Genomic DNA, 18797 nt, shown 5'->3' with positions numbered 1-18797 from the left:
CCGAGTTCGTCCTCCTGGCCCCGAGCAGCTGGCCTCCCACGAGACCCGCGAGCGGCTGCGCGCCCTGCACCCGTCGCTCTTCGTCGTCGACGAGGCCCACTGCGTCAGCCAGTGGGGCCACGACTTCCGCCCGGACTACCTCGAGCTGGCCGCCGCCGCCGAGGCCCTCGGCCGGCCGCCGATCCTCGCGCTGACCGCGACGGCCGCGCCGCCGGTGCGCGAGGAGATCGTCCAGCGCCTTGAGCTCCGCGATCCCGAGATCATCGTCAAGGGCTTCGACCGCCCCAACATCTGGCTCGGGGTGCGCACGTTCCGCGAGGAGGACGACAAGGAGCAGGCGCTGCTGGAGAACGTCGCCGCGACCGACGGCGCGGCGATCGTCTACGTCGCGACCCAGAAGCGCGCCGAGCGGATCGCCGCCGACCTCGTCGCCCACGGCGTGCACGCCGCCGCCTACCACGGCGGCATGCGCCGCCGCGAGCGCGAGGCCGCCCAGGAGGGGTTCATGGCCGACGGCGGCGACGTCGACGTCATGGTCGCGACGATCGCCTTCGGGATGGGCGTCGACAAGCCCGACGTGCGCCTGGTCGCGCACCTGGACGTCAGCGGCTCGCTGGACGAGTACTTCCAGGAGATGGGACGCGCCGGGCGCGACGGCGAGCCCGCCCGCGCCCTGCTGCTCTACCGCCCCCAGGACCTCGGCCGGCGGCGGTTCATGGCCTCGGGCCGGATCGACCCCGCGCTGCTCGAGCGGGTCGCACGGGTCGTCGGCACCGCGCCCGAGGGCGTCGACGCCGCCGAGCTGCTCGACGTCCTGGAGCTGCCGCGCTCCCGGCTGGCGACGGCGCTGCACCGCCTCGACGACGCCGGGGTCCTGCACGTCGGCGACGACGGCCTGGTCGTGCCCGTCGCGGGCGCCGACGTCGACGCGGGGCTGCGCGCGGCCGGCGATCTGGAGTCCGACCGCGAGGCCTTCGAGCGCTCGCGCGTGGAGATGATGCGCGGCTACGCCGAGCACGACGGCTGCCGGCGCGCCTATCTGCTGGGCTACTTCGGCGAGGCGTTCACGCCGCCGTGCGGCAACTGCGACGTCTGCGACGCCGGCCGCGGCGCGGTCGCCGCCGCCGACGACGGGGCGTTCGAGGTCGGCGAGCGCGTCGCGCACCCCGACTTCGGCGAGGGGACCGTGCAGCGCCTCCAGGACGGCATGGTCACCGTCGTGTTCGACCGCGTGGGCTACCGCACGCTGTCGACGGAGATCGTCCTGCAGCGCGGGCTGCTCGTGCCCGAGGAAGACGGCTGAGCCGGCGCCGGCCTGGCTCAGGTGTGCAGCAGGGCGGCGCGCCGGTCGCGCCAGAAGGCGACGATCGCGTCGGTGTCGACCGCCGGCGCCTGGGCGCCGAAGAAGCCGTCGGCGTTCCACGCGGGGTCGGGCGGGTGCGGCGTCCACGGCGCGACGTAGGCGTACGGCGCGTCGTGGTGCTCGTCGCCCGGCGAGACCCCGTAGGTCGCCCGCGTGCCCTCCGCGCCGAGCTCGATCGCGATGTCGAAGTGCTCGGGCCACAGCTGGATCTGCGACACGTCGTCACCCGGCCCGGCGTCGGCCGTCAGGATCCGCAGCGCGGCGTCGCCGTGCGCGAACGCCGCGGCGATCTCGGCCGCCTCGCCGGGATCGAGCTCGAGCTGGTCCTCGGGCAGCGTCCCGGCCGTGGCCAGCCCGAAGAACTCGCCGGCCTCGCGCAGGCTGGTGATGGGGACGCGCCGCTCGCCGCCGTCGGGCTCGACGCGCACGAGGTCGGTCCCGTCGACCGCCGCCCACCCGCCGCGCGGGAGCTTCGGGGTGCCGAAGCCGCCGGGGCGGGCCTGCAGCGAGATCTCGTTGCCGGTGGCCTGCGTGCGCACCGGGCTGAGGACCGCCTGGGCCAGGGTGTGGAGCGACAGCCGTGTGCTCATGGCCGCCATCCTTTCAGGCGCGCCAGGATTCCGGGAGATCGTGGTTGCGCGGCGCGCCACTCGTCCCGGCTGGGGAGCCGCCCGGCGCGGCGGGCCCGCGCGGCGCACGCGGTGTGCGCGTGGCGGCGCCGGCGCCCGTCGCCCAGCGGCGTGATGAGCACGTGCTCGCTCATCGCCGGCAGCAGGCGCCCGCACAGCGGGCACGTGTAGGTGGACGGCCTCGTGCTCTGCGCGCGCCGGATGGCGTACCAGTCGGCGCGCTCGATGGACGGCATGCCCCGCAGTCTCGCCCCAACCGGGGCGCCGGGACAGGCTCAGGCGGCCGCGATGTCGTCGGCGCGGAACTCCGCGCCGGCGATCATCGCGCGGCTGCGTCCCGCGCGCTTGGCGTCCAGCAGGGCCACGTCGGCCGCCTCCAGCAGGTCGGCCAGCTCGTCGCCGTGGGTCGGCGCCGCGGCGCAGCCCATGGACAGGTCGATCTTCGGCCCGCTGCCGGCCTCGAAGACCTCCGAGACCTGGGCCATGATCCGCTGCGCGGCCTGCGCGGCCTCCTCGAGGTTGCCCGGCACGAGCAGGGCGAACTCGTCGCCGCCCAGGCGCCCGGCGTGGCCGTGGCGGCCGATGATCCGCGCCAGCTCGGTCAGGACGAGGTCGCCGGCGGCGAAGCCGTGGCGCTCGTTGACCGCCTTGAAGTGGTCGACGTCGACGATGAGGATCGCGCCCCCGCCGTTGTCCTGCAGGGCGGCCCGCGTGGTCTGCAGCCAGTGGCGGCGGTTGGCCAGCCCGGTCAGGTCGTCGGTCTGCGACAGGCGCTCGAGCTCGGCGACGCGGCGCGCCAGCGCGCCGGTCTCGTCGCGCTTCTCGGTCTGGGTGACCTGGTGGGCCAGGACGTCCAGCACGTCGGCGGTCAGGCCGAGGCGGTCGAGGCAGACCTCCAGCAGGGCGTGGTCGGCCTCGGTGCCGTTGAGCATCCCGGCGACGATGTCGGCCAGCTGGACGCAGGCGACGGCGCCGTTGGGCGCGCCGACCCCGGTCGGGCCGCCGTGGTGCCAGGCGATGATCGAGGCGACCTCGTCGGGCAGGCCCCAGCTCTCGGCCAGCAGCGCGCCGCACTGGGCGTGGTCGATGCCGAAGCGCTCGCGCTCGGCCAGGACGCGGTCGGCGCCGCTGGGGTTCTCGCGGCTGAGCGCGTCGCACTCCTCCTCGCCGAAGACGGCGGGCAGGACGAGCTTGCCGACGTCGTGCAGCAGGCCGGCGAGGTGCGCGGTGTCGGCCGAGACCTGGCCCTCGTCGGCGGCGGCGGCGGAGCCGAGCGCGACGGAGATGGCGTGCAGGTGGAGCTGGCCGCAGGAGGCGCGGCCGTTGCCCTTGGCGCGCTCCAGGAAGCGGTAGGTGGCGGCCTCGAGCGCAAGGCGGCGCAGGGCGCGCCGGCCGACGAGCATCACGGCCTGGCGGATCGTCTTGGCCCGGATCGGGTGGGCGCGGGCCGCCGAGTTGGAGAACCGGAGCAGGTTGGCCGCGAACGTCGCGTCCTGCTCGAGCGCCTCGACCAGGTCGGCGGCGCTGGAGTCCTGGTCGTCGCAGAGCGCGATGACCCGGAGCACCGTCGCGTCCAGGACGGGGAACTCCGCCAGTTCGTCGATGGCCCCGGCGACGGAACGAGCAGCGACCGGGTCGATGCTGTCCTTCCAGGGCGCGCAGTCCGTTGCGTGCTTGGCCTCCATGGCCCTCCGGGGATCGGCCGCGGGCCGTCCGCGTTGAGCCGCGCGACGTGGTGGGTGGACGGACGTCGGAGTAGATTCGCCCGATGGCCGTCGCGTCGAGGACCTGTCCGCTGTGCGAGGCGACGTGCGGGCTGGCGTTCGACGTCGATGAGGCCGCCCACACCGTCACGCGCGTGCGCGGCGACGTCGACGACGTCTTCAGCCACGGGTTCATCTGCCCCAAGGGCGTCGCGATCAAGGAGCTGCACGACGACCCCGATCGCGTGCGCACGCCGCTCGTCCGCCGTCCCGACGGCACGTTCGCGACCGCCTCCTGGGACGAGGCCTTCGCCGAGATCGACCGGCGGCTGACGCCGGTCCTACGCGAGGGCGGACGCGACGCGGTGGCCGCCTACATCGGCAACCCGTCCTCGCACTCGCTCGCGTTCCTGGTCTATGGCCGGGCGCTGCTCAAGGGGCTGGGCACGAAGAACCTGTTCACGGCCAGCACCGTCGACCAGTACCCCAAGCAGGCCGCGGCCGGGCTCATGTTCGGGTCCGGGACGACGATCGCGATCCCCGACCTGGACCGCACGGACCACCTGCTCATCCTGGGCGCCAACCCCATGGCCTCCAACGGGTCGCTCATGACCGCGCCCGACGTGCGCGGGCGGCTGCGCGCCATCCGCGCGCGGGGCGGGCGCATCGTCGTCGTCGACCCGCGTCGCAGCCGCACGGTGCAGGAGGCCGACGAGCATCTGGCGATCCGCCCGGGCACCGACGCCCTGCTGCTCATGGCGCTGCTGCAGGTCATCCTCGCCGAGGGCCTGGACACGCTGGGCGCCGCCGAGGGCCTGGTCGCCGGCCTGGACGAGCTGCGCGCCGTGGCCGGGGAGTTCACGCCGGAGGCCGTCGCGGAGGCCACGGCCTGGACCCCGGGGCAATCCGCCGCAACGCCCGCGAGCTGGCCGCCGCGCCCAGCGCCGCCGTCTACGGCCGCATCGGCACCACGACGCAGGCGTTCGGCACGACGTCGAGCTGGCTCATCGACGTGCTCAACGTCGTCACGGGCAACCTCGACCGCCCCGGCGGCGCCATGTTCCCGCTGCCCTCCACGGGGCTCGCCAACGCCAAGGGCGAGCCCGGGCGCGGCCGCGGCGTGCGGTTCGGCCGCTGGGCGTCCCGCGTGCGCGGCCTGGGCGAGGTCTTCGGCGAGCTGCCCGTCGCGTGCCTGGCCGAGGAGATCCAGACGCCCGGGGAGGGCCAGGTGCGCGCACTGATCACCGTCGCCGGCAACCCGGTGCTGTCGACGCCCAACAGCGAGCGGCTGGCGGCCGCGCTGGACGAGCTGGACTTCATGGTCAGCGTCGACCTGTACGTCAACGAGACGACGCGCCACGCCGACGTCATCCTCCCCTCGCCCTCGCCGCTGGAGAAGGCGCACTTCGACCTCATCTTCCAGGGCTTCGCCGTACGCAACACGGCGAAGTGGTCGCCCCCGGTGCTGCCGCGCCCGGAGGGCATGCCCGACGAGTGGGAGACCCTGCTGCGCCTGCTCGGCGTGGTCACGGGGCAGGGCCCGGACGCCGACATCGCGGCGATCGACGAGTTCATCGTCCGGACGGCGATCGGGCGCGAGACGGGCGACACGCACTCACCGTGGCACGGGCGCGACGCCGAGGAGGCGCTCGCCGACCTGGCGCCCCGCATGGGGCCGGCGCGCATGGTCGACCTGCTGCTGCGCACGGGTCCCTACGGGCTGACGCTCGACGCGCTGCAGGCGGCGCCCCACGGCATCGACCTCGGCCCGCTGGCGCCGCGCCTGCCCGGCGTCCTGCGCACGCCGTCGGGCACGATCGAGCTCGCGCCGCCCGCGCTGCTGGCCGACGTCGCGCGCCTGCACGAGGCGCTGGCGGCCCGGGCCCCCGAGCTCGTGCTCATCGGCCGCCGCGACCTGCGGTCCAACAACTCGTGGATGCACAACCTGCCGATGCTCGTGCGCGGGCCGCAGCGGTGCACGCTGCACGTGCACCCCGACGACGCGCAGCGCACCGGCCTGGTCGACGGCGGGCAGGCGACGGTCCGCTCGCGCGTCGGGGCGGTCGACGTGCCCGTGGAGGTCACGACCGACATCCGCCCCGGGGTCGTCTCGCTGCCGCACGGCTGGGGCCACGACCTCGAGGGGACCGACCTCACGGTGGCCGGCGCCCACGCCGGGGTCAACTCCAACGTGCTGACCGACGACGAGCTCGTCGAGCCGCTGACGGGGACCGCGGTGCTCAACGGGATCCCGGTGCAGGTCGCGCCGGTGCGCAGCCCGCAGGCCGTCGCCGCGGCCGGCTGAGCGTCGCCCGCGCGCCCGATCCGGCCCGCGGCGGGCGGGTACCCGCACCCGGGCCATGCGGGCAACCGTCTCGGGGAGGCGGACTGGGGATCTCCCCAATTCCCTCCGGGTCGCCGGGGGTGCAGGCTGACGTCACGACCCTCATCCCCCTCCCTCCCCAGGAGCTGTTCCCCGAATGCGAACGCAGCGCTGGACGCTCGTCGTGGTCTGTGCGGCCACGGCCATGCTCATGCTCGACATCGCCGTGGTCAACACGGCGCTCTCCAAGATCGCCTCCGACCTGCACACGGGCCTGCACGGCCTGCAGTGGGTCGTCGACGCCTACACCCTCGCGCTGGCCTCCACCGTGCTGACGGCCGGCTCGCTGGCCGACCGCTTCGGCCGCCGGCGGCTGTTCACCGCCGGTCTGGCGCTGTTCACGGGCGCGTCGCTGCTGTGCGCGCTGGCCGGCGACATCACGTTCCTCAACACGGCACGCGCCGTTCAGGGCATCGGCGCGGCGATCATGTTCGCCGTCTCGCTCGCGCTGCTGGCCAACGCGTTCCCGGACCCGCGCGAGCGGATCGGCGCCCTCGCCGCCTACGGCGCGACGATCGGCGCGTCGTTCGCCGTCGGGCCGCTCGTCGGCGGCGCGCTGACCAGCGGCCTGGGCTGGCGCTGGATCTTCCTGCTCAACCTGCCGCTCGGCCTGGCCTGCCTGGCGATCACCCGCACGCGCGTCGTCGAGTCGCGTGACGCGCTGGCGCGCCGCGTCGACCTCGCCGGCCTGCTGACGCTCTCGGGCGGCCTGTTCCTGCTCATCCTCGCGCTGCTGCGCGGCAACGAGGAGGGCTGGGGCAGCGCGGCGATCCTGGCCGAGCTGGGCGGCGCGGCCGCGCTGCTGGGCGCCTTCCTGGCCGTCGAGGTGCGGGTCGCCGAGCCCATGCTGCCGCTCGGGCTGTTCCGCAACGGTGCGTTCACCGGCGCCCAGGCGGGGGCGTTCGCGATCTCCGCGTCCTTCTTCGCCGTGTTCCTGTACGTGACGCTGTACCTCCAGCAGATCCTGGGCCTCTCGGCGATCGAGGCCGGCCTCGTGTACCTGCCGGGGACCGTGATCATGTTCTTCGTCTCGGCCGCGACGTCGACGCTCGGCGACCGCGTCTCGCCGCGGGCGATGGTCAGCGGCGGCCTGGTCCTGGTCGCCGTCGGACTCGGGCTCATGACGCTGGCCCAGGTCGACTCGTCGTGGGCCATCGGCCTGCCGGGCTCGATCGTGGCCATGATCGGCACCGGGCTGTTCAACCCGGCGATCAGCGGCGTCGCGCTCGGGTCGGTGCCCGAGCGCCAGAGCGGCCTGGCGGCCGGCGTCAGCGACACGTTCCGCCAGGCGGGCATCGCGGTCGGCGTCGCCGCGCTCGGCGCGCTGATCCCCGCGGGCGCCGCGCTCGGCCAGGGCGACCCTGCCGCCTACGTCTCGGGCCTGCACGACGCCCTGTGGGTCGGCGCCGGCCTGTGCGTCGCGGGCGCCGCGGCGTGCTGGCTGCTCCTGCGCCGCCCGAGCACGGCGTCCGCCGGCGACGTGATCGCCGACGTCGAGCCGGCGATCGCCGGCGCGCGGGTCCTCGAGGCCGCCTGACCGCCGGCGCGACGATCCCGGGCGCCTTCACCGTGGGAGATCCCCGGTGGAGGCGCCCGGGGTCTCAGCGCTCCGCGCGCCGGGGCACGAGCACCGGGCGCTCGGCCGGGCGCCGGCGCGGGGCCCGCGGCGCCGGGACCGGTGCCGGTGCCCGTGCCGGACGCGGCCGGCGCGTGACCCGCTGCGCCCACCGGATCGCCGGGCGCTCGACGCAGAACCACAGCGCCGTGGCGAGCACGAGGCTGATGCCCACCACCGCCAGGAGCTGGCGCTCGAGCGTCGCGGGCCAGTGGTCGGTGCCGCGCAGCGCGATGATCACCGGGAAGTGCACGAGGTACAGGCCGTAGGACACGGTCCCCAGCCACGCGGCGGGCCCGGCCGACAGCAGCCGCGCACGGCGGCCCGAGGTGACCAGGGCGCCGAGCACGAGCGCCATGCCGACGATCCCGGGGACGTCGCCGACCAGGTCGCGCACCTGCTGCGGGCCCAGGCCCAGCGCGTGCCAGACCGAGTTGGCCACGACGAGCGCCAGGCCGGCGAGCGCCAGCGGCGCCGCCGACCGCACGCCCAGGCGGCGGCGGTGGGCCAGCACGGCGACCGCCATGCCCGATCCGAACTCGACCAGGTGCAGCAGCAGTGAGGTGCTGAGGGTCTCGGGCCAGCGCTGCTGCACGCTGAGCACCGTGCACGCGATACCGCCGCCCACGATCGCGGCGCACAGCAGCGCCAGCCGGCGGCGGTGGGCGCCGATCGCCAGCGCCAGCGCCCCGCCCAGCGGCAGCACGATGTAGAACGAGACCTCGATGGCCAGCGTCCACATCGGCGGGTCGAGGTGCCCGATCGTGGTGTCGAAGTGGTTCTGGGCGAACAGGAGGAAGACCGGCAGCAGGCTGCCGTCGACCTGCATCGGGTGGTCCAGCCGGCGCAGCAGCACGAACGACGCGAGCAGCACCGCCCAGTAGCCCGGCAGGATCCGCGCGGCCCGCCGCAGCGCGTAGCGGCCCAGGCCGGGTCGCGCACCGCCGTCCAGCGCCGCGGCCACGAACGGCCGGAAGATGAGGAAGCCCGACAGGACGAAGAAGACCTGCACCCCTAGGCGCAGCTCGCCCATGAACAGGTCCAGCGCGTCCTTGGGCGGCCGGCCGAGGTCGCCATAGCTGAACATCCACACGTGCAGCACGACGACGCCCAGCGCGGCGAGGCCGCGGAGGCCATCGAGCGCGCCGAGGCGCGCACGCGGCGAAGCGTCGGGTCGGATGTCGGCCGAGGGCATCTGCAGACCGTGGACAACGTCGCTGAGCGGCACGTGAAGCCCGCCTGAGCGGGACCCCGGCGCCCCTGCAGCGCCGCCCGCCGTGTCGGTGACCGTACCCAGCCATCCCGGCTTCACACGTCCGCCGGCGGACGACGAACGCCGTGCGGCGCCGCACGGACCGTCCGGGGACGGTGACCCGTCCAGGCCGGTTCGGCGCAGCGGGGCTCTCCCGATGCCCCGGCGGGATGCCGCCGGCCGACATCGCGATGACGGTGCCGCGATCGTGTTCCTCATGGTCGGCGGGGTGGCCAGCGACCGCCTGGAGCGCCGCTGGATCCTCGTGGCCGCCGACGCGCTGCGGGCGCTGGCCGTCGCCCTGCTGGCCGGCCTGGGCTTCGGCGGCCTGCTGGCCGTCTGGCACGTCGTGGCCCTCGCCTCGCTCTACGGGGTGGGATCGGCGTTCCACGCCCCCCGCGCCGGGGGCGGCGCGGGCGCGGCGGCAGGCCGGGCCCGGCGCGGTGGGCGCGGCCGCCGGGACGGATGCCGGCGCCTCGTGGTTCGCCGACCTCGTGGTGGGGTGGCGGCTCGTCCGGCGCCACGCGTGGCTGTGGGCCACGTTCGCCAGCGCGGCGATCGCCTACCTGCTGCTCCTGGGGCCCTGTCGACGATGGCGTCGCGGCCCGCGCCGCGGCCTGACCCGCACGCCCTGCTCACGCCACGAGCCGCACCTTCAGCCCGGTGCCGGCGGCGGCGTCGTCGCCGGCCCCGCCGAGCAGGGCGAGGATCGCCGCCACGTAGGCCACGGTCTCGGGGATCGGCGGCACGCACCCGCACGCCTGGACCGGCACGGGCCCGGCGTTGTAGGCCGCCAGCGCCAGCGGCACGGAGCCGAACTGGCGCAGCAGGTCGTGCATGAGGTGCGCCTGGGCGTCGATGGCCGCCGGCGCGTCGAACGGGTCGCCCAGCCCGTAGGCGCGCGCGGTGCCCGGCATGAACTGCGCGATGCCCAGCGCCCCGGCCGGCGAGCGGGCGAACGGGTTGAACCCCGACTCCTGCATGAGCTGGGCGGCCAGCAGCGCCGCGCCGACGTTCCAGTGCTGGGCGGCCCGGCTGATCGCCGGGGCCCACGGCTCGGGCACGAACGCCGGCAGGGCACCGCGCCCGTCGCCCGGACCGAACCCGACGCTGCGCGAGCCCGCCGCCCGCACGAAGCCGTAGTGCTACGGGACTCCATAGCGCTATATAGTCTCCGCCTATGCCCGCCAAGTGCCCGCCGCTCGCGGCGATCATCCGCTCGTCCGACCGTGTCGCCGAGCGCCAGCGCGAAGGGACCTATCACGGCGACGAGGACCAGCACGCCGAGGTCGCCCGCTACTGCAAGGCGCGGCGCCTCACGTTCGAGCTGCTGCCGCCCGAGCTGGACGTGTCCGGCGGCAAGCCGATCGCCGAGCGACCGTCGCTGCGCGCCGCCATCGAGGGCGTCGAGGCGGGCATCTACTCCGGCATCGTGACGGCGAACCTGAAGCGCCTCACGCGCTCGCGCTCCGGGCTCGAAATCTGGGATCGCGTCGAGGGCGCCGGAGGCCACGTCCACACCGCGGCCGAGCAGATCGACACGAGCACACCGAACGGCCGGTTCATGCGCGACATCTTCCTCGCCGACGCTGTCCGCGAGCGCGAGGAGCACTCCGAGCGTCACGCCAAGCGACGCGCCGCCACCGTCGAAGCTGGCATGTGGCGCCAGCGGCAGCTCCCTCGCGGCTACGTGTTCACCGGCCCCGAGGTCGACGGGCGCTACTTCGGGAAGGCGCGCCGCCTGAAGCCCGGGCCGCAGGCGGACGAGGTCCGCGAGGTCGCCGCCGACATCCTTGCCGGGGTGCCCATCTCGCGGATCGCTCGGCGCCTCGGGATGACGCCCTCGGGCGTGCGGGCGCTCGCGCGCAACAGGGTCTATCTCGGCGAGCTGCGCGACGGCCCCAACGTGAACCCGGAGGCGCACGCGCCAATCCTTGACGTCGAGACATTCGACGCCGTCCAGGAAGCTCTCGCGCGCAACCCTAGGCCCGCGCGCTCGGGCAAGCTGGACGGTCCCGCTCTGCTCGCCGGGATCGTGCGCTGCTCGGGGTGCGGGCACGTGATGACCCGGGCCGCGTCGGGCGGTCGGCACACCTATCGGTGCCCGGAGCATCACTCCGGCGAGCGCTGCCCCGCCCCGGCGGCTGTGACGACCGTCCGCCTCGACGAACACGTCGAGGCGATCGCTCTCGGCGAGCTGGCACGCCTCGGGGTCGCGGCGACACAGGGGGACGTCCTAGGCGCCGCCGAGGGCGTCCTGCGCGATGCTCAGGCTCGGCTCGACCGGGCGACGCGCACCGTCCTGGCCGCCGACCTTGCGGACGAGCCGTCAGCCGTCGCGCAACTTGCGGAGCTGCGGGCTGCGCGAGACCTCGCCGCCGACGAGCTACGCGTTCAGCGTGCCCGCCTGCCGCTCATGCCCGCGGCGGGCACCGGTGCCGAGGTCTGGCCGACGCTCGGCACGACGGAGCGGAACGCGCTGCTGCGCGCTCTCCTCGCGACCGTGATCGTGCGGCGCTCGGGACGGGGAAGCAGGACGCCGCTCGACGAGAGGGTGCGGGTGCTCGCGCATGGCACTCCGCTCCCGGTGGCGGGGAGTCGCCGCGGCGAGCAGGCTGGCGGGATCGTGCCGATCGTGCTCCCGGACGTCGACGCTCCAGGAGTGCTGCGGGCTGCGGCGCGCGAGGATGCGCTGTAGCTCGACCGCTGCGCTCGCCAGGTGCGAGGTGGTCGTCGGGGGCGTCATGGCCGACAGTGAACCAGCGGCCGCGGCAAGGATTCCTACGGCGCGGGCCGAGCAGTAACGCGCCAGCCTCGTCGCCGCCGACAGGAACCCGACAGGACTTCGACACCGTTGACGGCGTCGCCTCTTGTTATAGGCGTTGTAGTGCCCGATCCTCGGCGGCATGACCACTCACGCCGCCCTAATCGCCCTCGTCGACCTGGAAGTGGCCTCCCGCGTCGAGGACCCGCACCCCGAGCGGCTCGCCGAGGCTCTCCACCTGCGCGCCGCACTGGCCGCCGACGCGCGTCCCCTGCCGCCCGTCGCTGCCGCCACGCTGCGCCGCATCGTCGACGAGGAGGTGGCCCTCCGCGTGCTCGCAGCCGCGGAGGCCCGCGGGCAGAGTGTCGGGGGATAGACTCCGACGGTGACGCTCCGGCTGATCAATATCGAACGTCAAGTGGTGGGAGCCATGATGGTGTCGCCTTGCGCTCTCCCGCAGACCGCCGACACACTCGACGAGCAGACGTGACGGACCGTCCGCGCGGGCTCGGCAATCGTGTCCTGGCTGCGTGGCGCCGACTCCCGCGTCCGTTGCGCTTGCTGACCGCCGGGCCATACTTCGCCGTGCTTGGGGTGGTCCTGATCGGGGGCAGCCTCCTGCTGATCGGCGGGACAGTCTTTGTGGGCTATTCGTTAGTCTCCGGGTTCGTCGACGGGGCGCGCACTCCATCGGGCGCCCCGACCAAGCCGGGCTTCTGCGCTCGGCACAGCTGCGTGAGCGGCTTCCACGACGGGTCCGGCACGATCGTCCGGTGTTCGGACGGAGTGTGGTCGCATGCCGGTGGCAACTCTGGGGCTTGCTCTCATCACGGCGGAGTTGGCTAACAGAGAAGCACTCGATGGCCGATCCGCTCGCCCTGCGCCCGTCGGTCGGACGCGAGCCGCGCGGAGGGCCTGAGCGAGCCCCGAGGCCCAGGCCTCGTGTCCCCTGACCGACAGCTGCCCGCCACGCGGATGACGCCCGCGAACCAGGCAGATACAGGCGCTCCGATCGGCACCTAGGTGTTGCGTCGACTCCTACATGTCGAAATCCGCTCCGGGCCGTTTACACAGGCGTGTCGCGCAGCCCGCCCGAGCTGACACGCGCCCGAGGCCCCGGGGAGGCCGACGGGCGCTGGGCTGTCTGACGCCCTCTCAGCCGTTCTCAGCCCGTGGCGGTCCTACCCGCCCCGCCCCAAGAAACGGCCCAAGATGGTCCCCAGCGGGCCGGGACGGGCCTCCCGGGCCGCGTCGGCGCGTCGGTCTCCTCGAGTGTCACGCCCGCCGGAGCGTCCATCCTCGGGCGCCCCGCGCCGCCGTCGGAGGCGCCCCTCGGGCCCGGCGTCGAGCCCGCGCCGCCGTCGAGGCCACGCCGTCTCACGGATTCCTGTCCGCTCGGTCGGCTAACTCGCGCGCCTGCGTGCACGCGCGCGTCCCAGACCTTCGTAGAAGGTCTGTCCTCCTTCGGTCTTCGACCTCAGTTCGTAGGTGTAAGAGAACCTTCGTACTGAGTAGGTATACGACTACCAGAGGGCTAGGAGTAGAAGAAGAACAACTACAAGAATAAATAGAAGAAGACCTCGCGAGCGCCGAACGAATCGAGCACCGCCGCCGTCGAACTGCCGACCGGCCCGAGCTGTGAGTAGCCCCTCGCCCTCCCGCCCCCCGTCGCCGTCGCCGTCGTCTGAGCCCGGCCTCCCCGCGTCGAGCCCGAGCGGGGGACCTTGCGGCCTGGGCGTGTAAACGGCCCGCAGCAGATTCTCAGACACGGCGTCGGATTCCTGTCCGCGGCTTTCGATTCACTGTTGAGTACGAGACCGCATTCCCCCCGCTGCACGACATAGCCAGACCGGAAGCGCACCCAGGCCCCCAAAGCCCGGGCGCCACCCGCCAGCCTGAGGGAGTGGTCTCGAATGAAGTCCAGGAACGACCGCCGCCGCGCCGCGGCCCGCGAGCAGATCGCCGCCGCCCATATCGCCGCCGCCGCCTGCGTAGAGGGCATGTCACCGTTCTACGTGCCGTGCCGCAACTGCCTCGCGGACGCCGGGACGCTGTGCCTCGACGCCGACGGCGCGCCGCTCCTGGCGTTCCACCGCGAGCGCCTCCGCGCGACCCACGGCCTGGAGCCGATCCGGTCGGCGTACTCGTCGAGGCCGCCCGGCCCCGAGCGGGCCGCGAGCCTGCCGCGCCGCTGAAGCCCCCACCCATCGTTTCGCGCGTCCCGACCTCCCGGGCCGCCCCCCACCAGACCGGGAGGTCAAACACATGCACAACGAGACGACCGGAAGCAGCATGGGCCGTCCGCGGACCCGCGTCACCGAACCCGATACCGCCGTCACGATCGGATGCGTCGTCACGGCCGCTGACTGCGACGCGCTGATGGCCGCGTCCCCGGCGGGTGGCATGTCGGCCAATCTGCGCCGCCTGATCCGTCGCGAGCTGGCGCGAGTCGCTCGCGTCGAGGCTCGCGTCGAGGCCCGCGCCTCGTGACCACCCGCGCCGAGCGCCGCGAGCTGGACTTGCTCCGCGCGCTCGACCCTCGCGTGCAGTCGTCGAGCTGCTTGCAGCTCCTCGCGGCCCGCGGGCTCGTCGTGCCCCGGCCGCGCTCGCGGCCCGCGTAGCACCCCAGCGCCACCACCCCACCCGCACCTACATCCCCGCCCAAGGAGTACAACAACCATGCACGATCCCGTCACCCCCAGCGACCTGAGGCGCGCCGTCGGCGCCTCCCACGGCCTCGCCCCCGCACTCGCCGACCTGCTCGTGGGCGATACCGCCGCGGACATGTCGGCGCACGCCGAGCGGCTCGCTGCCGTCACGGTCAGCCCCGCGGCCCCACCGAACCCCGCCGACGGCTTCGACGGCGGCACGCCGCGCGAGCTGCCGCGCGGTCCCAACACCCGCGAGGCGATCGCCGACTTTGCCCGCCGCGATCCGCGGGGGTTCAACGCCGCTGCCGATCGCGGCGACATCGACCTGTCCAAGGTGCGCTGAGGCATGGCCGCCGTCAAGAGCACCAACAAGTCCGGGCCGCTCACCGAGCGCGAGCGGCTTCGCGAGCAGCTCGCATCGGCCACCGCCTTCAAGGCGACGGCGCAGGCCGAGGTCGCGGCGCTCGCCCAGAAGTACGGCGGGGCCGGGAACAACGGCGGATGGCGCAAGCTGCACGCCGTAATCGCCGCCGCCCACCTCGGGGTCGCCAAGGGCACCACGCCCCCGGCCGAGCTGGCGAAGGCTCAGGACGACCTCGCCCGCGTCGAGTCCGAGCACGCCGCCGCCATCGAGCGGATCGCCGTCGCGAACACCGCAATCCGCGAGCTGCGCGATCAGGTCGCCGACCTGCACGAGCGCGAGGCGGACGTGTTCGCCGCCGACAGCGCCCAGCTCGCCGCCGCCGCGGAGGCCGACCTCGCGGCCCTGACGGACGCCTACAACAAGTCGCGGACCTCGTGGGAGGCCGCCCGGGCGTCCTACGGCGAATGGACGCCGGACGTGCCCGAGGTGTCCTCGTGCCCCGCCTGGCCGCTGCCGAGCGTCGAGGTCCTCTCGACGCCGTGCCGCCCCGTGGACGTCCGCCGCTAGCAGCGCCGCGCGGCCCCGGCCCCGAGCACTCCTCGGGCGCCGGGGCCGCCCCGATCTTGGCGGCCCCGCGCGGGCCGTCGCCCAGCCTCCGGCGGCCCCCTCGATTGCAAGGCGAGGGCGCCCGCCGGAGAACCGCTCGGCGCGCTGAGTGAGTCAGCGCGCCGGGGTGGAAGTAGCGCCCTGGGCGGGCGCCGTAGGTTGCTGCACGCCCGAGCGGCGCCGGGACCCGGACCCCTCTGTGGCCGGTCCCGGCGCCGCCAAGGGTGCCGCCGCCCTCCCGTTTACACGGCGCCGCCCCGAAGACATACGCCGCCGCGCGTCCCTGCCCCTCCTCGCCCGTCCCTCGGGCCGAACACCGACCCCGGAGCATCCCCTATGCCTCCCGCCCCTTCGCCTGACTCTCGCCGCTGCCGCCGCTGTCGGCGTGTCCAGCCTGCCGCACTGTTCACGACGCCCGCCCCAAACGACGGAACGTGCGCTCCGTGCTGGACCGCATGGGTCGAGGCGCACGAGCACCGCACCGACCACGCCGCCAAGTTCGCGGACTGGGTCGAGGGCCACCAGAGCGCCCGCCGTCGCGGTACGGCCGGCATGTTCTCGTGACCGGCCGCCCTCGCGGATCCGCTCGTGGCGAGCAGCCCAGGCGCGTCACGCTCTCAGGCCACGGCAAGGCGGCGCCTTACCGAGCCTCGCCGATCCGCACGCGCTGGGTCGACCCGGCCTGCCTGACCTGGGGTGAGAACGCTCCCGACCTGGCGTCCGTCGCCGCGCTACGCGCGCTCGACCCCGAGCCGCGATGACCCGGCCGTCTGGTGCCGACCGACCGACGAAGGACACTTCGACCCAGCCGCGTAGTCTGACCCGTCCAAGTATGGCCGCCCGCACGCCCCCCGCACCGGTCGCCCCTGAGCTACTCGCCTGGGCTCGCGAGAGCAGCGGCCTGTCTCGGGAGGACGCCGCCCGGAAGGTGAACGTCACGCGCGAGCGTCTGGACGGCTGGGAGTCAGGGGAAGCGTCGCCGACCGTCGCCCAGCTTCGGAACCTCGCGAAGGCGTACAAGCGACCTCTCGCCGTCTTCTTCCTGCCCGAGCCACCCAGCGGCTTCATGCCCCTGCACGACTATCGTCGCCTGCCCGGCACCATCGGCGAAGGGTGGTCCCCGGCGCTGCGGCTAGCGCTCCGTCGTGCCGAGGGCCAGCAGCAGGCGGCCTCGGAGCTGCGAAGCCTCCTCGGCGAGGAGCCACCCGCCCTGCCGGTCGTCAACGCTGACGCGACCGACGCCGAGCGCTTCGCCGCTGAGGCGCGCGGAGTGCTCGGAGTCACCTTGGCCCAGCAGTTCTCGTGGCGTGACCGCTACAAGGCGCTGGCGGGCTGGACGGCCGCCCTTGAAGAAGCGGGGGTCCTCGTGCTCCAGACCAGCGGGATAGCCGTGGACGAGATGCGCGGCTTCTCGATATCAGACCCCGTCGTGCCCGTCATCGTGCTCAACGGCAGTGATGCCCCGCGAGGGCGGATCTTCACCGCCCTGCACGAATGGGTCCACCTCCTGCTCAACGAGGCGGGTGTCTGCGACCTCCACGACCAGGGCGACGGACAGGACGACGAGACCGAGCGCTTCTGCAACGAAACGGCCGCCGCCATCCTCATGCCCGCCGACACGTTCGGTCAGGAGGCAGCGGTACGCGCTGCACACGGCGACGTAGAGGTCCCCGACTCGATCATCGGCGAGCTTGCCACCCGGTACTCGGTCAGCCAGGAGTCCGTCGTTCGGCGCCTGCTCTCGCTCGGCGTCGGCTCCTGGGACTTCTACATGCACAAGCGCGCCGAGTACCACGAGGCGTACATGCAGCAGCGCGCCGACGAGGAAGGCTTTGCGCCATTCCATCGCGTCCGTGTCCGCGATCTCGGCAAGGCGTACGTCCGGCTCGTCCTCGACGCCTACCACGGCGACCGAATCAACGTGTCAGAGGTCTCGGACTACCTCGGCATCCGGCTGAAGCACCTCCCGAAAATCGAGCGCGAGGCTCTGACCCGCTGACGCCGTGGCCTCGTTCTGCCTCGACACGAGCTTCCTCGTCGGCGCCTGGGTGCGCAGCTACCCGCCCGACGTCTTCCCGGGCCTCTGGACGGCGCTCGACGCCCTGATCGAGGCTGGGGAGGTCGTGAGCCCCGAGGAAGTCCTGAACGAGCTATCGGCAAAGGAAGACGACCTCCACGAGTGGGCGCAGGGCCGCCCCGCCCTATTCGCTCAGCTCGACCACGCCCAGATGGAAGCCACCACGGCGATCCTCGGCGATTACCCCCGCCTGGTCGGCGAGCTGGCCGACCGCAACCGCGCCGACCCGTTCGTGATCGCCCTCGCCGTCGTACGAGGCCTCACCGTCGTGACCGAGGAGCGAGGCGGGTCCGACAAGCGCCCGAAGATCCCGTTCGTCTGCGGCGGTGTCGCCATTCCGTGCATCGACACCCTGGGATTCATCCGAGCCCAGGGCCTCTCCTTCTAGGCCGCCGCCGCGACGGCCCCGGCCGTCGACACGCGCAGCACCCGAGGAAGGCTCTCCTCGTGCGCACGCTCCTCGATGAGCGACCGCCCCATCGTCCGCACGGCCTCGTCCAAGGGTGACGCCAGCGACTCGGGAGCGCACGCCAGCACCGTCCCCGACAATTCGACGACGACGCCCACGCGAGCCGTGCCCCTTTCGGCGATGTAGAGGACGCGACGATGGTCGCCCGCCTCGGGCTGCGGTACGGGACCGCCGACGATCTTCCAGTTCATCGCGATGGTGTACCGCTCGACCCGGACCGAACCGCCACGCCCTCATGACCCGACGGGCGGCGGAGCAGGACGGCCGGGCGTGACCTCTGAACACCTGCCGGTACGCTTCCGGATCGCGGTCGGCCCAACTGTCAAGAGGGGAGCAGCATCCATGTCGAGGGTGATCGAGGACAAGGCCCGCGAGCAGCTCAACCGAGTGCAGTTCTTCACCTTGCGCGGGATCATCTCCCAGTCGGGACGCCACCTCGCACCGGGTGAGACCGTGGAGATGGTCGGCGGCGGCACCATCGGCCTCATGAGCACGAAGGTGTTGTTGCTCGTGACCGATCGCCGTGTCCTGGTCATCGACAGCCACGGCGGCGTCCGCGATGTCCCGCGTGACGGCATCACCCAGATCGAGGCCTCGTCAGGCAAGCTCAAGCTCAGAGGCGCGGGCGTGGACCTCAAGATTGGCACGAACGCAGCGCTTGACGTCCGCGCGCACCTCCAGCGCGCCGGGATCTAGAACAGCCGACCGCCGCCCCCTGCGGAGTGGTCGGACGCCCTGCCGCGTCACGGTCCCGCGCGCCGGTCCAACCAGACCTCCCACCGGAGCCCCGCCCCATCGCAAGCGTCGGCGCCCTCCCTCGCGCATACCGCCGCCCGGGTACCCGACCGCTCCACCTGCCTGACCGTGACGTGCCGGACGCACCCGACCCACTGGGCCTCAGACTTCGCCATACAGCCGCGC

The 18797-nt window shown here is 73.8% G+C and carries 17 protein-coding genes and 2 pseudogenes; 13 read left to right on the top strand and 6 right to left on the bottom strand.

The genetic code is table 11. The features are described 5' to 3' along the window. Positions 1-28: 28 nt before the first annotated feature. Positions 29-1303: a RecQ family ATP-dependent DNA helicase gene (locus FSW04_RS09975; RefSeq protein WP_228431248.1), complete on the top strand. Its 1275-nt coding sequence runs from the start codon at positions 29-31 to the stop codon at positions 1301-1303. A 17-nt stretch (positions 1304-1320) separates the two neighbouring features. Here FSW04_RS09975 and FSW04_RS09970 read toward each other — a convergent pair whose 3' ends face one another. From FSW04_RS09970 to FSW04_RS09960, 3 genes are read right to left on the bottom strand one after another with little or no spacing between them, the layout of a single operon-like run. Beyond that, positions 1321-1953, bottom strand: a complete 633-nt coding sequence (locus tag FSW04_RS09970; RefSeq protein ID WP_146918801.1) for a hypothetical protein — start codon at positions 1951-1953, stop codon at positions 1321-1323. After that, the gene (locus tag FSW04_RS09965) at positions 1950-2228 is read right to left on the bottom strand and encodes a hypothetical protein (RefSeq protein ID WP_146918799.1); all 279 of its coding nucleotides are present in this window, start codon (positions 2226-2228) and stop codon (positions 1950-1952) included. The genes FSW04_RS09970 and FSW04_RS09965 overlap by 4 nt, the downstream gene beginning before the upstream one ends. A gap of 39 nt (positions 2229-2267) precedes the next feature. Next, positions 2268-3677: a GGDEF domain-containing protein gene (locus FSW04_RS09960; protein ID WP_146918797.1), complete on the bottom strand. Its 1410-nt coding sequence runs from the start codon at positions 3675-3677 to the stop codon at positions 2268-2270. A gap of 83 nt (positions 3678-3760) precedes the next feature. On the opposite strand from FSW04_RS09960, the pseudogene FSW04_RS28410 reads away from it, so the two are divergent. Beyond that, positions 3761-6000 (top strand): annotated as a pseudogene (locus FSW04_RS28410) (molybdopterin oxidoreductase family protein). Positions 6001-6175: 175 nt separating this feature from the next. Then, positions 6176-7615 carry an MFS transporter gene (locus FSW04_RS09950; RefSeq protein ID WP_146918795.1) on the top strand — a complete coding sequence of 480 codons (1440 nt, stop codon included), beginning with the start codon at positions 6176-6178 and terminating at the stop codon, positions 7613-7615. A 64-nt stretch (positions 7616-7679) separates the two neighbouring features. Here FSW04_RS09950 and FSW04_RS09945 read toward each other — a convergent pair whose 3' ends face one another. Continuing rightward, complete coding sequence (locus tag FSW04_RS09945; RefSeq protein ID WP_187369379.1) at positions 7680-8888, bottom strand: acyltransferase family protein; 1209 nt, start codon at positions 8886-8888, stop codon at positions 7680-7682. Positions 8889-9102: 214 nt separating this feature from the next. Between FSW04_RS09945 and FSW04_RS28405 the strand changes: the two are divergent. Then, a pseudogene (locus FSW04_RS28405) lies at positions 9103-9330 on the top strand (hypothetical protein); the annotation flags it as partial. A 250-nt stretch (positions 9331-9580) separates the two neighbouring features. On the opposite strand, the gene FSW04_RS09935 reads toward FSW04_RS28405, so the two are convergent. After that, complete coding sequence (locus FSW04_RS09935) at positions 9581-10078, bottom strand: lytic transglycosylase domain-containing protein (RefSeq protein ID WP_146918791.1); 498 nt, start codon at positions 10076-10078, stop codon at positions 9581-9583. 47 nt (positions 10079-10125) lie between these two features. Here FSW04_RS09935 and FSW04_RS09930 point away from each other — a divergent pair, with 47 nt between their 5' ends. From FSW04_RS09930 to FSW04_RS09895, 8 genes are all read left to right on the top strand, one after another. Continuing rightward, positions 10126-11643 carry a recombinase family protein gene (locus FSW04_RS09930; protein ID WP_146918789.1) on the top strand — a complete coding sequence of 506 codons (1518 nt, stop codon included), beginning with the start codon at positions 10126-10128 and terminating at the stop codon, positions 11641-11643. A 208-nt stretch (positions 11644-11851) separates the two neighbouring features. Next, the gene (locus FSW04_RS09925; protein ID WP_146918786.1) at positions 11852-12085 is read left to right on the top strand and encodes a hypothetical protein; all 234 of its coding nucleotides are present in this window, start codon (positions 11852-11854) and stop codon (positions 12083-12085) included. Between the two features lie 1537 nt (positions 12086-13622). Then, a complete protein-coding gene (locus tag FSW04_RS09920) occupies positions 13623-13904 on the top strand; it encodes a hypothetical protein (RefSeq protein ID WP_146918784.1) in 282 nt (93 codons plus the stop codon). A gap of 70 nt (positions 13905-13974) precedes the next feature. Next, the gene (locus tag FSW04_RS09915; protein WP_146918781.1) at positions 13975-14199 is read left to right on the top strand and encodes a hypothetical protein; all 225 of its coding nucleotides are present in this window, start codon (positions 13975-13977) and stop codon (positions 14197-14199) included. Positions 14200-14388: 189 nt separating this feature from the next. Next, on the top strand, positions 14389-14703 hold the full coding sequence (locus FSW04_RS09910; RefSeq protein ID WP_146918779.1) for a hypothetical protein: 315 nt from the start codon (positions 14389-14391) through the stop codon (positions 14701-14703). 3 nt (positions 14704-14706) lie between these two features. Next, positions 14707-15291, top strand: a complete 585-nt coding sequence (locus tag FSW04_RS09905; protein WP_146918777.1) for a hypothetical protein — start codon at positions 14707-14709, stop codon at positions 15289-15291. A gap of 967 nt (positions 15292-16258) precedes the next feature. Next, entirely contained in the window at positions 16259-17329 is a 1071-nt protein-coding gene (locus FSW04_RS09900) for an XRE family transcriptional regulator (RefSeq protein WP_321167690.1), read from the top strand. Positions 17330-17333: 4 nt separating this feature from the next. Further along, a complete protein-coding gene (locus FSW04_RS09895) occupies positions 17334-17795 on the top strand; it encodes a DUF4411 family protein (RefSeq protein ID WP_146918773.1) in 462 nt (153 codons plus the stop codon). Here the strand turns inward: FSW04_RS09895 and FSW04_RS09890 are convergent. Next, positions 17792-18067 carry a hypothetical protein gene (locus tag FSW04_RS09890; RefSeq protein WP_146918770.1) on the bottom strand — a complete coding sequence of 92 codons (276 nt, stop codon included), beginning with the start codon at positions 18065-18067 and terminating at the stop codon, positions 17792-17794. The two genes, FSW04_RS09895 and FSW04_RS09890, sit on opposite strands and share 4 nt — an antisense overlap. Before the next feature lie 79 nt (positions 18068-18146). Between FSW04_RS09890 and FSW04_RS09885 the strand changes: the two genes are divergently transcribed. Then, positions 18147-18572, top strand: a complete 426-nt coding sequence (locus tag FSW04_RS09885) for a hypothetical protein (RefSeq protein ID WP_146918768.1) — start codon at positions 18147-18149, stop codon at positions 18570-18572. Positions 18573-18797 lie beyond the last annotated feature (225 nt).

The organism is Baekduia soli, from assembly GCF_007970665.1.
Lineage (GTDB): Bacteria > Actinomycetota > Thermoleophilia > Solirubrobacterales > Solirubrobacteraceae > Baekduia > Baekduia soli.
The sequence above is the reverse complement of the archived record's forward strand: the minus strand, read 5'-3'. Positions and strand labels throughout refer to the sequence as shown.